Raw genomic sequence first — 12,793 nt, 5'->3', positions numbered from 1 at the left:
GCTGAGCACGTTCGGCTCACGTATTCGGGTGTAGCCCGATCAGGAGTCCTCGAGCACGTCTTTCGAGGTTCGTCCGGAGAGATCAGTCGTGAGCGCGAAGACGACCCCCAGGACGGTACCGAACAGCAGGTGTCCGACGAGCCCTTCAGCCGCGAGACCGGGGAACTCCGCGGCCTGTTCGGCACCAATAACGCCGGCAACGACGGGTAACAAGATGACGGGGAGCACTGCCCAGACAGCGAGGCCGAAGACGAACCCCGCCGCGGCCAGTCGAGCCGCCAAACTCGTCCGGGCGAGGACGTCCGTCTCGACGGACGTCCGAAGCACGCCCAGTATCGACTGACGGGTGACGACGAAGGCAAAGAGCAAGCCCAGAACGACACCGTGAACCAGCTGGATCGCCCAGCCGACGAGGCCCGTGGACTCGAGGCCGTAGGCACCGGGGATCGTCGTCTCGATGACCGCGGGATCGACCAGCCAGACGAGCAGTCCAAAGGCAAGCGCGCCGATAGCGCCACCTATTGCACCGCTGATTGGCCAGCCAAGACGACCGTCGATACCGACCTCCGTTGTGGTGTCCGTATCGCTACTCATGGCCGGTGCTACCACGGTCGATGGTAAAAGTGATGGGTTGGCAGACGCGCCTGTCGCTTTCCGACACCCATCGATCACCTACCCTCAGGGGTGTCCAGTGGGATGAACCGAGACCCTTTCACGCGAAGCCAACCAAACACGGCTCGAACACCCGTGTCGAACAGTCTGGACGTCACGCTCGAGATTTGTGGCTGGCCACCGAACGGGCCGCGCCTGCGACTCCACCACGAACGCTTCAGCTACGCGGGGAAGTTCGTCATGTCGAACACGGGGAAAGCGGTAGCCCGCGTGTCTGATCCGACGGCGATCGATGTCGACCACCCGGCGGGCGAACGCGATCCCGCAGGTACGGCGACCGACTTGCCCTATCAACGCGATGTCGTTGGGGCAGTCGCGTTCAACGAGGATCGAACCGATCCCTCGACACTCTGGCTCCGATACGTCACCGTCGACCGTAACGCGCGCGGACGAGGACTCGGGCCTCGATTGATTGCGTTCGTCCGTGACGCCGCGCTCGAGCGCGGCTACGACGGGCTGAAAATTGCAGTGAACAACCCATACGCCTACGATGCCCTCTGGAAGGCCGGATTCGGTTTCACCGGGGAGACGACCGGCCTCGCCGAACTCGTCCTCGCCTACCCCAGCGAGTCAGCAGAAGGGATCTATCGGCGCGGCCTCGAGCGATTTGCAGAACGCGACCTCACCGACGGCGAACGATCGTTTCTGGAGCGGCGACTCGAGGACGGGCCACCCGGGCGGCCGTACGACGTTAATACGAGTTAGCCGGAGACGAGAGCGTCAGCGAGAGCGAACGGCCATAGCACACCCAGGCCAAGCGGCCCAAGCGCCACCGAGGAGGGAACGTTTCAAATCCCTCTCCTGCGAAAGACGACCCAATGGGAAACGCAGCCTTACGCGACATCGCCGTCATCGAGGACGTGCCGTTCGACGACGTCGAGGGCGTCGTCGCCGTCGACACCCACAACTGGCTCTACCGGTATCTGACCACGACGGTCAAGTGGACCTCGAGCGAGAAGTACACGACCGCGGACGGGACGGAGGTCGCCAACCTGATCGGGATCATCCAGGGACTCCCCAAGTTCTTCGAACACGACATCGTCCCCGTGATGGTCTTCGACGGCGGCCCCTCGGAGCTGAAAGCAGACGAAATCGAATCGCGCCGCGAACAACGCGAGAGCTACGAGGCACAGCTCGAGCGCGCGCGCGAGGAGGGGGATGCGGTTGCAATTGCCCAACTCGAATCACGAACTCAGCGGCTGACGCCGACGATCCAGGAGACCAGCCGGGAACTCTTTCGGCTGCTCGACGTGCCGATCGTCGAGGCACCCGCAGAGGGTGAAGCGCAGGCGGCACACATGGCCCGACGAGGGGATGTCGACTACGTCGGCTCGGAGGACTACGACGCGCTCCTCTTTGGCGCGCCCTACACGCTCCGACAGCTCACGAGCAAGGGCGATCCCGAACTGATGGATCTCGCAGCAACTCTCGCCACCCACGACCTCACCCTCGAACAACTGATCGACGCGGCCATCCTGATCGGGACGGACTTCAACGAGGGCGTCCACGGCATCGGCCCGAAGACGGCGCTCTCGGCCATCGCCGAACACGGCGATCTCTGGAGCGTCCTCGAGGCCCGCGGCGAGCACGTCGAGCACGCCGACCGCGTCCGTCAGCTGTTTCGTAACCCGAACGTCACCGACGACTACGAGTACGAGACGACGATGGAACCGGATCTCGAGGCCGCCCGTGCCTACGTCGTCGACGAGTGGGGGGTCGACGAAGGTGAGGTCGAGCGCGGCTTCGAGCGGATCGAAGCGAGCGTCGTCCAGACCGGACTGGACAAGTGGACGTGAGACCGTAGATCCGTCCGTCGAATTTTTTACCGTCTCGAGGAAGAGTCGCCCCGCTCGGCGTCCTCGACGAACTCCCGCTGGACGAGGTCGACTGCCTCCCGGATCGCACCGACCGAGGAGAGGTAACCGACGCCGACGGTCGTTTTGAGGGCCTTCGCCGCGTTGCCGGTGAACACCGATGGGCCAACCTGGGCGACCGCGTCGTCACCCACCGAGACGAGCCAGCCGGGAGACTCGAATCGAAAGCCTTCGAGTCGCGGCTCGAACAGGCCGCCTTCGCGCTCGTAGTCGACGAGTCGGGCGACGTTTTCCGCGACGGCGCGGGCCTCCCTGACCGCCGATTGGGCGCTCGCCGGGACAGCTTCACCGTGGGTGTCGACGACGCGTGCGGCGTCACCGACGACGAACGTGCGATCTTCGAGACGAAGGTCGCGTCTGACGACCGGTCGCTCGCCGTCGAGGGCCGCCGGGCCGCGGATGCCCCCAGTCCAGACGAGGACGTCTGCCGGCAGCGTCTCCGACTGCCTCCCATCACCTGATAGCTCGACAGTGACTGATCTCGCATCCGCCCCAATCACGGTCGCATTCGGTCGAAGGGTGACACCCTGGCCTTCGAGCGTGTCAGTTACCGCGCGCTGGAATTCGGGCGGGAACGACGGGGCAACGGTGTCGAACTGTTCCAGGAGCGTGACCGATGCCCGGTCGGTGGATGCGAGATCGATTCCGTCCTCCTCGAGCACGGCGGCGAGTTCGCCGGCGACCTGGATCCCGGAGAGACCGGCACCGCCGACGACGAGGTGGGCGGTTTCACCCGCGTGATATCGTTCCAGAGACTCGAGCGTTCGCTCCCGAATCATTTCGGCGTGATGGAGTCGTTTCAGCGGGATCGCGTGCTCGCGGACGGTCTCGAGGCCGTGGAAGGCGGTTTCGGCGCCGAGACAGATGGCACACACGTCGTATTCGAGCGTTTCGTCCGTGGACTCGAGGTGGACAGATCGGTCGTCCGTGTCAACACTCTCGACGCGAGCAGTTCGGACGGCCGCTCGGTCGACCGCGTCCGCCAGTGGGATCGTGATCTCGTCTGCCACATCAGGTCGGCGGATCGCTCGGTGGAGTTCGTGCTGGATCAGATGGGCTGGGGACTCATCGACCAGGGTAATGTCGACGTCGTCCGGAATCTCACGCTCGAGGAGCCGCGTGAGTGTCAGCCCGGCGTATCCTGCGCCGAGTACGAGGACGTCCATACCGGTGGTTGGGACGCGAGGGGTAAAGTTCCAGTGTGCTCGAGTGACGGCGGTGGTGAGTTGCTCGAGGCTGGAGGAAACCGAATCGTACAAACGGCACTGACCGGAAACGAAACAGCAGCCGCAGTGGTGGCCGGGAGTGAACCGTCGCCCCCGCTGGCGACGGTTCGCGACCCAGGGAAGGGCAGGAAAGTACACCGACTTTCACCGCGAATGAACGCAGTGAATGAGCGTGCTGACGAGCGACCACCGGGAGCGAGGAATGCTTTTGGTCCAGCTTTTGCCGAGTGACGGCGATCCGTACGGCAGCAACGCTGCCGGTGGTGAGCCAGAACGTCGTTCGAGACGGCGCAGCCGTCTCGTGATCACGGAAGACGCGTCGCGTCTTCCGGACGACAGTGCAAAAGGTGGGTTCTAGAACAGGTGGTCGTCCTCGTCCTCGAGTAACCGCGCTGGGCCGCCGACGCCCCACGTGGTGGTCGAGACGCCGGTCTCGGCGATGGCCTCCTCGACCGTTTCGGCGTGTTCCTCGGTGGTGTTGACGTAGACGCTGGCACCGGTATCTGTCGAGAAGTACGCCGGGATGTCTTCTTCCTCGCGGAGTTCGCGAACCTTGTTGAAGATGGCCAGCGTGGCGGGTTGCCAGTACACCCAGCCCTCGGGGCCGGTCATCGTCGTCGCCGCCAGCGACAGCGAATCGTGTTCCGCGAGTTCGAACGCCCGGTCGAAGTCGTCGTTGCGGAGGGCGTCGCGCATCTTCGCGATCTGGCCGTGGATGTGGGCGTTTCGCGCCTGGAACATGTGGCTGTCCGCGGCCTCGTCGTGGGCGTCCTCGGTCTCCTTGTGGTACGGAACGAGGCCGACGACGATCTTCAGCTCCTCGTGGAGGTTGCTCGGGACGCGTCGGGACCGACAGTCCTCGTCGTTCAGGCCGGTGTACAGCTGGGAGAACGCCCCGGTCACCGAACGCGCGGCCGACGCCGAGCCGACGCGGGCGATGGTCGAGATGTCCTGGAGGGAGGCGTCGAGTTCCGCGGCCTCCGCGAGGGCTCTAGCGGCCGCCGCGAAGCCGGACGACGACGAGCCGAGGCCGACGTTCGAAGGGAAGCTGTTCTCGCTCTCGATGCGGACGGGGTAGACGGTGTGAGCCGCGTCGGACATGTTGCGCGCCTTGTCGACGACCGCCTCGAGGCGCTCGAAGCCGCGACCCTCGAGTTCCTCGCCGTCGACGACGTAGACGTCCTCGTCGTAGTCCATCGAGAACTCGACGGTGGTGCGGGTGTGACTCGGCGCGGTGCAGACGCTGATGCTGTCGTGATACGGGAGTCGCTCGATGTCGTCGCGCATCCCGTGGTACTTGATGAGACCCTGGATCGGGTGGGCCATCGCCGTCGCTTTCATACCCCCACAGGTGTGTGACGACCGCTTAAAGGTCACGGCATCGGAGTGGGCGGCCGTGTGGCTCGCGTTCACTCGGAACCGAAGGCCGACTGCAACGACGACCGCCACGCCTCGGCCTCGGCTTTCGCCGCCTCGAGGTCGGCGATCCGCTCATCGAGCGCCTCGGTTTCATCGTCCAGGGTGGCATCGACCGCCTCGAGTCGGTCGTCCACTGTGTCCTCGAGATCCGCTTCGACGGTTTCCAGGTCACCCTCGAAGTCATCCACGACGGTCTCAATCTCGTGCTGGAAGTCCGCCTCGAGGTCGTCGACGACCGACTGTAGCCGGTCGCCGGTATCGTCGACGCGGTCGTGGAGGTCGGCCTCGGTTTCTGCCAGCTGTTGCTCGAGTGTGGTCTCCGTCTCCTCGACTCGTTTCTCGACACGGGTCTCGACCGTTTCCTCGAGATCGTTCGCGAGCAACGCCTCCTGGTCGGCGAGTTCCGCACGGACTTCCTGGCGAAACTCGCTGAGCCGGAGATCGAGATGTGAGTGGAGGTCAGCCTCGAGTCCATCGAGGCGATCGGTGACGTCCGCCACACGCGCATTGAGTTGGGCTTCGAGTTCCGCCCGGTCGGCTGCTCTCCGGTCGTCGACGAGGTCGATCCGATCGTCGATCGCCGCCTGATCGCGTTCGACCTGTTCCAGCCGTTCGGTCGTCTCCTGCAGATCGTCAGCAAGCGTCTCGATTGTAGCGTCAACGTCGTCGATCGACGCCCCGACCTCGTCACGTACCGTGTCGAACGCCGATCGCAGGTCGGCAACCGCGTCCTCGAGCGGGTCGAGCGTCGATCCGACCTCGGCTACCGTCTCCCCGAGCGTGTCGATTCGAATCGCGAGCGTCTCGTCCGTGGACTCGAGGTCGTCCGTTGCCTCGCGAAGCACGTCGATCGCCGCGGTCGTTTCCTCGAGCCCGTCCTGAACGTCGGCGAGGACGGTCTCTGCCGTCCCGTTCTCATCCAGGAAGTCGGCCAGTGCGTCGGTGTAGGATTCGAGTTCGAGCAGCGTCGACTCGACAGTGTCGAGTCGTACTTCGTTGCTGGTGCTGGCGTCGATGTTCAGCGCGCGCCTGAGCGCGTCCCGTTTGGCACCGCCTTCGTCGGTTCTGAGTTCGGCGAGTAATGCATCCAGTACGGCATCGTCGAACCGGTTGTGTGATTCGTGCGGTCTCGTGAGTGGTTCGTTCTGTGTGGTCATGAGTGGGTGATCGGGCTCCCTCGGCTACGTCCAGGCCGGGCGCGGTTCCCGTCCGCTTTCCTGGAGCGTTTTCCGAACCCTCCACATTGACGGTAATAATTGTATCCAAACACCCGAAATAAGGAAACGAGGTTGACAGAATGCCACGTGCTAACTCGAGACGGAATGGCGTGCGTTCGATTCGGTGGGTCGATCTGTAGTACGACCGATCCGCGGAACTACCGACCGCCGATCCATCGAATCGCCAAACTGGCGAACCGTCGATCCGCGGAACCGCCAAACCGTCGATCCGCCAAACCGTCGAACCGTCGAACCGACGATCAACTGAGCTGGTGAATCACTGATCCGCTGAACTGGTGAATCGCCGAATGGACGAACCGAATTCCTGAAATGGTCGCTCTCGAAACGCACTCCCAATGGGAACCCCACTCGAGACGCCCGAACAGCAGGCGGCCGAAGTCGTCGATCGACTCGAACACGAGTACCCCGACTCGACGATCTCGCTCCGCTACTCGAATCGCCTCGAACTCCTGATCGCCGTGATCCTTTCCGCGCAGTGTACCGACGAACGGGTCAACAAAGAGACGAAAGCGCTCTTCGAGACCTACGAGACGCCCGAAGACTACGCCGCGGCGCCCCAGGAGGAACTCGCCGAAGCGCTCAACTCGATCACCTACTTCAACAACAAGGCGAAGTATATCCGCAACGCGTGTGCCAGGATCGTCGAGGAGCACGATAGTGAGGTTCCGGACACGATGAGCGAACTCACCGACCTCCCAGGTGTTGGGCGAAAGACGGCCAACGTCGTCCTCCAGCACGGCCACGACATCGTCGAGGGAATCGTCGTCGACACGCACGTCCAGCGACTGTCGCGCCGTCTGGGCCTGACTGACGAGCACACCCCCGAAAAGATCGAACAGGATCTCCTCGAGATCGTCCCCGAGGAGTCCTGGCAGCAGTTCACCCACCTCTGTATCGACCACGGGCGGGCGGTCTGTTCGGCTCGATCCGCCGACTGTGAGGCCTGCGTACTCGCCGACATCTGTCCGTCGGAGAAAGGAGACAGCGAGATCGACCTCGCTTCTGGCGACCCCTGGTGAGCGGCGATCATTCTGAAGGGAGGGACGACCGTCCTCGAGAGTCATCCCTTACCGAGCCACCCACGTCAGATACCACAGAAGCGCCCCACCAGCGACCAATCCGGTGAGTGTCGCCAGCCCGATTACCAGGAGTGAGGCTCCGCCCTGGAGCGCCATCATCCCTCCCGAAAGCCCGACCAGCAACACGAATCCAACCTTCATCCGGCGCAGCGACTCGGAATCGAGCGCACTTCGACGTGGTCGCGCCATCAGCGACCCACCCGGAGACGAGTATTGTCGTGGGGGTTCGAGGAGGTGCTGACTCGAGGGTGACGGATGGGATCGGCACAGTGATTCTCGACGTCGGAGGTGGCCGCGTTCATGGACGTGGCCTGGTGACCGATAGCTAAAGAGGCTGCGAACCACCACTGATAGGGATCGTTGTAGGTCACGTACCTCCGTTTGCCGACCCTGTGGTGGGCAAACGGCGGTACATGTTCCAGCGTTCCCTATGACAGTCACGCTTCAGATAGCCGCCAAAAAAGGGTCGAAAAACCGTTCGAGCGAGGAGGTTAGTAGCTGCGAATCTTCGGCTCGTAAGTCTTGTCCTCGCCCTCGAGGATGACCGGTCGGTACCAGATCGACGGCTTGCCGGCGTTCCAGGAGATGAGCGTGTGTTTGAGCCAATTTTCGTCGTCACGCTCCTGATTCTCGAGACGCCAGTGGGCACCGCGGAACTCGTTTCGCACGAGCGCGCCGAGGGTGATCGTCTCGGCGACGTCGATCAGGTTCCGGGTCTCGTAGGTCATCTGCAGGTCGGTGTTGAACGTTCGCGAGGGATCCTCGACGTAGACGTCCTGGTACATCTCGCGACACTCCTTGATCGCTCTGAGCGCGCGTTTGAGCCCTTCCTCCTCGCGGAAGACGTTGACGTCCTGGGTCATCGCCTGCTGGAGTTTCGCCCGGATGTCGGCGTGTTTGACGCCGTCGTCTCGCCCCATCAGGTGGGCGACGCGTTCGCGTTCGGCCTCGACGGCCCGCTCGAGGAGCGCATCCGCGTCGACGATCTGTCCGGAGCCGTCCGTGGCGACGTCCGCGCTCGGTTCGCTGGCGTCGATCCCAGCCTCACCGGGCGTGACAGGGAGGTCGGCGTCCGTTTCCTCCTCCACGCCCGCCGTGTAGCCGGTCTCGATTTCGGCCTCGCCGAGATCTCGTCCGGCAGCGTGATAGCCCGCGCGTTTACCGAAGACGACCAGTTCCGGGAGTGCGTTGCCGCCCAGCCGGTTCGCCCCGTGGACAGAGACGCAGGCACACTCGCCGGCGGCGTAGAGGCCGTCGATACACGTCTTGCCGTTCTCGTCGGTCTCGATACCACCCATCTCGTAGTGCTGGCCGGGTTTGACCGGCATGGGCTCGACGAGGCCGTCGACGCCCTCGAAGTCCTCCGCGAGGTGGAGAATGTTCTCGAGCCGGTCGAGGATTCGTTCGGCACCCAGGTGGCGCATGTCGAGGTGGACGTACTCGTCTTCGACCCCGCGGCCCTCGTTAACCTCGGTCAACTCGGCGCGGGAGACGACGTCACGGCTCGCGAGTTCGCCGGCGTTGTTCGCGTAACCGTGTTCGAACATGAACCGTTCGCCGTCCTCGTTGTAGAGGATGCCACCCTCGCCGCGGACACCTTCCGAAATGAGCACGCCAGTGCTCGGCAGCGTCGTCGGGTGGAACTGGACGAACTCCATGTCCTCGAGCGGGACGCCCGCCCGGTAGGCCATCGCCTGGCCGTCGCCGGTACAGGAGACGGCGTTGGTGGTGTGATCGAACGCCTGACCGGGGCCGCCGGTCGTGATGATGACCCCGTTTCGGGCCTTGAACCCCTCGATCTTGCCCGACTGGACGTCGTAGGCGACGACGCCGTGGCACGTTCGGTCGTTCGGATCGGGTTCGTCCGTGACGGCGAGGTTCATCACGAACCACTCGTCGTAGATCTGAACGCCGCGTTTGACGACCTGTTCGTAGAGGACGTGCAGCAGGTGATGACCCGTCTCCGCACCGGCGTACGTCGTTCGGGGGAACGACAGGCCGCCAAAGGGGCGCTGGGAGACCGTCCCATCTTCCTCGCGCGAAAAGGGCATCCCCCAGTGCTCGAGGGTGATCGTGTCCTCTGGGGCGTCTTTCGCCAGCGTCTCGATCGCAGGGGCGTCGCCGAGGTAGTCCGACCCCTTCATCGTGTCGTAGGCGTGGAGTTCCCAGTCGTCGCCCTCGCGGAGAGCGGCGTTGATGCCGCCCTCCGCGGCACCGGTGTGGCTGCGCACCGGATGGAGTTTCGTAACGATCGCTACGTCCGCTCCCGCTTCGTGTGCCGCGATCGCGGCGCGGAGGCCGGCTCCGCCGCCGCCGACCACGATGACGTCGTGTTCGTACATGGTTACCAGAATTTCAGGTTCTTCTTGACCGCCTCACGCTTGAGCTCCTGAATGTGCTCGGTGAGGGGGATGTCCTTCGGACACACCTCGGTACAGGAGAACTGCGTCTGGCAGCGCCAGACGCCGTGTTCCTGCTCGATGATGCGCAGTCGGTGCTCTTTGATCTCCTCGTCCTCGCGGTCGTCCATCGCGAACCGGTAGGCCTTGTTGATCGCGGCCGGGCCGAGATACTGGTTGTCGCCAGCGGCGATGTTACACGAGGACATACACGCGCCACACCAGATACAGCGCGTAGACATCTTGATCTTCTCACGGTTCTCCCGTGACTGGCGCATCTCCTCAAGGTCGCCCTCGGGGAGATCCTCCTGTTGCATGTACGGCTCGACCGCGTGCATCTGGTCGTAGAAGTGTTCCATCTCGACGACCAGATCCTTCACGACCTCCTGGTGTGGCAGGGGCTCGACGCGAACGGGCTGGTCGAGTTCGGAAATCTGCGTCTTACAGCCGAGGCGCTGACGCCCGTTGACGAAGAACGCGTCCGACCCACAGATCGCCTGCCGACAGGAGTGACGGAACGTCAATGACGAGTCGAACTCGTCTCGTGCGAAGATGAGCGCGTCGAGGACGGTCATCCCGCGTTCGAACGGGACGTGAAAGTCGTCGAACCGTGGCTCCTGTTTGGCCTCGACCTCCGGATCGAAGCGGAACACCTTGAGGTGAACCGTCTCCTCCTCGAGGTCGTCTTCGGCCGCGGCGCGCTCGCGCTCGAGGCGGCCGGCCTCCTTTCGCTGGAGGCGTTGTTGTTGTGGGGAGGCGAGCCCGCTCATCTCCTGGTCGGCAGGTGCTTCCTGGGTCTCCGGTTCCTCGGGTTCGGTCTGTTGTTCTTGTTGCGTGCTCATGTTACATGACCCCCCGCCAGACGAGTGCGACCCAGATGCCCTGGGCGATCAACGCCCCGCCGGCGATGACGAGGATGGCGAGGACGATCTTCTTCGGCGTGCCGCTGAGTCCCTGATTGATCAGCGCGTTGTAGACGCCGTTGACGCCGTGGAACGTCGCCGTGATCAGGAACAGGATCATCGTGATGAAGTAGCCGAGGTTCTCCATCCGGGCCGCGGTGCCATCGAAGGTAATCTCCCAGGCGTGAGTGACGAAGTGCAGGAGGAAGAAGTGAAACGCTAACACGATGATCAGGAACGCGGCCGTAATGCGCTGGAGCAGCCACGCGGTTCCGCCGGGGGCGAACGAGGAGTAGCGTTCTGCCATTAGAAGCCCACCTCCGTCATGAACGTCGGTACGCTCGCCACGGTAATCGCACCCGTGATGAGCAACGAGAGGTAGAACGTTTTGTCCTGTGCCTCGAGCCCGATATTCAGGTCGACCATCAGTAGCCTGATTCCGTTCAGGATGTGGAACACGGCGACTGCCAGCAAGCCGACCTCGAGCAGTCGGACGACGAACAGGGCTTCGAGTCCCTGCAAGGTGTTCGTGTACGCTTGCTCTCCCGAGATGGCGGTACTCAACACCGCGATGTGGGTAAACAGGTAGCCGATCAGGATCCACCCGGTGAACTTGTGGAAGATCCACGCCCACATCCCGGCCGAGAACTCCTTCCACCGCCCGAAGTCCTCGATAAGGCCACGATTGTAAGACTGACTCATACGCTCATGCGGAGGGTTGGACTGTGGGGGTATAGAAGTTACTTTTATCCTGCCTGGTTTTCCGCCAGCGATTTGGATCTGCGCCCACCTCGAGAGGCGTGTTCTCCAAGCGAGGCGAACACGTTCGCTATCGATTTCACCGTGTACGTTTTCCGGTGGCAGCGGCGTATCCGGTGGCACCCCAGTGATCGGAAGACTACTCGAGCGTCTCGAGGAACGGATCCTGGTGCTCGAGTTCGCGCTCGAGGGCGGTCAGGATTGGGTCGCTCAAACCAACCAGGTGACAGAGCGGGTTCCCCGGGTAGACGACCGGGTTCTCGAGGACGCCGACCAGCAACCCCGTGAACGGCGCATCGACGGTGACGATGTCGTCTTCCTCTTTGAACGGGTTCGTGATCGCACAGATCGTCTCACCCTCCCGAACCAGCTCACCGCTCGAGTGTTTCATGTCAACGATCCCGCCCGCGTCGGCCCGGAGCCACGTCTTCTCGCCAGCGTCGTCGATGTTGACCCGCCACCCAGGCCAGTGAACCGAAGAGTGGGGATGCAGGCCGAACTCGGCCAGGACACTGGCGACACCGGTGAGCGAACGGTCGATAAGCCGACGTTGAAACCGGTGGGCTTCGCCCATCTCGACGGTGATCGTCGGAATGCCGGCGTCGCTGGCCTCCCGTCGGAGCGTGCCGGACGGGCCTTCACCCGCGATGATCACGTTCGAACTGAACGCGTTCGCGAGTCGTTCGATCGTCGGATCCTCCATGTTTGCCCGAACGTGGAGCATGTTCGTTCGGCCACGCGTCGACGTGTGAAAGTCGATCCCGAGGTCACAGGGTTCGATGAAGTTGGTGAAGATTCGGTGGGCCATCCGCTGGGCGCTCGTCGACCCCTCACGCCCGGGGAACGAGCGGTTCAGATCCCGGTCGTAGATCGGCAGGTATCGTTCTTGGGCGAGAAAGCCAGGAACGTTCATCACAGGGAGGCAGACCAGGGTTCCGTGGAGATTCGAGTGATCCCAGTCGTGGGCGACCTCGCGGACGACTTCGATTCCGTTGAGTTCGTCGCCGTGGGCGGCCGCCGACAGGAACACCGTCGGGCCGGGGTGCTCGCCGTTGATCACCGTCACCGGGATCCGAACCGGATCGCCGAGGTAAGTTTCGCTGATGCCGTACCGAATGTTCGCGGACTCGCCCGGATCGACCCGACCACCGTTGTACGTGAAGACGTCGGGGCCGAGTTCGTCGCCATCCTCGTCTCTCGAGATGGCGGTCTCCTCGCTCATACT

Annotated in this window: 13 protein-coding genes; 3 read left to right on the top strand and 10 right to left on the bottom strand. The window is 63.5% G+C overall.

Annotation, left to right across the window (positions count from 1 at the left end):
• Nucleotides 1-39 precede the first annotated feature (39 nt).
• Nucleotides 40-594 (bottom strand): hypothetical protein, encoded by a 555-nt coding sequence (locus tag NGM68_RS06155; RefSeq protein ID WP_252700764.1) that lies wholly within the window; start codon nucleotides 592-594, stop codon nucleotides 40-42.
• A 153-nt stretch (nucleotides 595-747) separates the two neighbouring features.
• Between NGM68_RS06155 and NGM68_RS06150 the strand changes: the two genes are divergently transcribed.
• Both NGM68_RS06150 and fen read left to right on the top strand, forming a co-directional pair.
• Nucleotides 748-1,377, top strand: coding sequence for a GNAT family N-acetyltransferase (locus tag NGM68_RS06150; protein WP_252700763.1), 630 nt, complete (start codon nucleotides 748-750; stop codon nucleotides 1,375-1,377).
• A 113-nt stretch (nucleotides 1,378-1,490) separates the two neighbouring features.
• A complete protein-coding gene (fen, locus tag NGM68_RS06145) occupies nucleotides 1,491-2,468 on the top strand; it encodes a flap endonuclease-1 (protein WP_252700762.1) in 978 nt (325 codons plus the stop codon).
• 26 nt (nucleotides 2,469-2,494) lie between these two features.
• Here fen and NGM68_RS06140 read toward each other — a convergent pair whose 3' ends face one another.
• The 3 genes from NGM68_RS06140 to NGM68_RS06130 all read right to left on the bottom strand — a co-directional run bounded on the left by NGM68_RS06140 (nucleotide 2,495) and on the right by NGM68_RS06130 (nucleotide 6,348).
• Nucleotides 2,495-3,712, bottom strand: a complete 1,218-nt coding sequence (locus NGM68_RS06140) for an NAD(P)/FAD-dependent oxidoreductase (RefSeq protein ID WP_252700761.1) — start codon at nucleotides 3,710-3,712, stop codon at nucleotides 2,495-2,497.
• A gap of 414 nt (nucleotides 3,713-4,126) precedes the next feature.
• Nucleotides 4,127-5,113: a phosphomevalonate decarboxylase MvaD gene (gene mvaD, locus NGM68_RS06135; RefSeq protein WP_252700760.1), complete on the bottom strand. Its 987-nt coding sequence runs from the start codon at nucleotides 5,111-5,113 to the stop codon at nucleotides 4,127-4,129.
• A gap of 68 nt (nucleotides 5,114-5,181) precedes the next feature.
• The gene (locus NGM68_RS06130) at nucleotides 5,182-6,348 is read right to left on the bottom strand and encodes a coiled-coil domain-containing protein (protein ID WP_252700759.1); all 1,167 of its coding nucleotides are present in this window, start codon (nucleotides 6,346-6,348) and stop codon (nucleotides 5,182-5,184) included.
• 416 nt (nucleotides 6,349-6,764) lie between these two features.
• Between NGM68_RS06130 and nth the strand changes: the two genes are divergently transcribed.
• Nucleotides 6,765-7,448, top strand: coding sequence for an endonuclease III (nth, locus tag NGM68_RS06125; RefSeq protein WP_252700758.1), 684 nt, complete (start codon nucleotides 6,765-6,767; stop codon nucleotides 7,446-7,448).
• Nucleotides 7,449-7,496: 48 nt separating this feature from the next.
• Here nth and NGM68_RS06120 read toward each other — a convergent pair whose 3' ends face one another.
• The 6 genes from NGM68_RS06120 to NGM68_RS06095 form a co-directional block, all read right to left on the bottom strand.
• The gene (locus NGM68_RS06120) at nucleotides 7,497-7,697 is read right to left on the bottom strand and encodes a hypothetical protein (RefSeq protein WP_252700757.1); all 201 of its coding nucleotides are present in this window, start codon (nucleotides 7,695-7,697) and stop codon (nucleotides 7,497-7,499) included.
• A gap of 302 nt (nucleotides 7,698-7,999) precedes the next feature.
• Nucleotides 8,000-9,850: an FAD-binding protein gene (locus NGM68_RS06115; protein WP_252700756.1), complete on the bottom strand. Its 1,851-nt coding sequence runs from the start codon at nucleotides 9,848-9,850 to the stop codon at nucleotides 8,000-8,002.
• A gap of 2 nt (nucleotides 9,851-9,852) precedes the next feature.
• The gene (locus NGM68_RS06110; protein ID WP_252700755.1) at nucleotides 9,853-10,749 is read right to left on the bottom strand and encodes a succinate dehydrogenase/fumarate reductase iron-sulfur subunit; all 897 of its coding nucleotides are present in this window, start codon (nucleotides 10,747-10,749) and stop codon (nucleotides 9,853-9,855) included.
• A gap of 1 nt (nucleotide 10,750) precedes the next feature.
• Nucleotides 10,751-11,116: a succinate dehydrogenase/fumarate reductase transmembrane subunit gene (locus NGM68_RS06105; protein ID WP_252700754.1), complete on the bottom strand. Its 366-nt coding sequence runs from the start codon at nucleotides 11,114-11,116 to the stop codon at nucleotides 10,751-10,753.
• Nucleotides 11,116-11,511, bottom strand: a complete 396-nt coding sequence (sdhC, locus tag NGM68_RS06100; protein ID WP_252700753.1) for a succinate dehydrogenase, cytochrome b556 subunit — start codon at nucleotides 11,509-11,511, stop codon at nucleotides 11,116-11,118. The genes NGM68_RS06105 and sdhC overlap by 1 nt, the downstream gene beginning before the upstream one ends.
• Nucleotides 11,512-11,707: 196 nt before the next feature.
• Nucleotides 11,708-12,790, bottom strand: coding sequence for a succinylglutamate desuccinylase/aspartoacylase family protein (locus NGM68_RS06095; RefSeq protein WP_252700752.1), 1,083 nt, complete (start codon nucleotides 12,788-12,790; stop codon nucleotides 11,708-11,710).
• Between the last annotated feature and the right edge of the window lie 3 nt (nucleotides 12,791-12,793).

The organism is Natronosalvus vescus, from assembly GCF_023973145.1.
In the GTDB taxonomy this organism is placed as follows: domain Archaea; phylum Halobacteriota; class Halobacteria; order Halobacteriales; family Natrialbaceae; genus Natronosalvus; species Natronosalvus vescus.
This window is presented reverse-complemented; position numbering and strand designations above follow the sequence as displayed.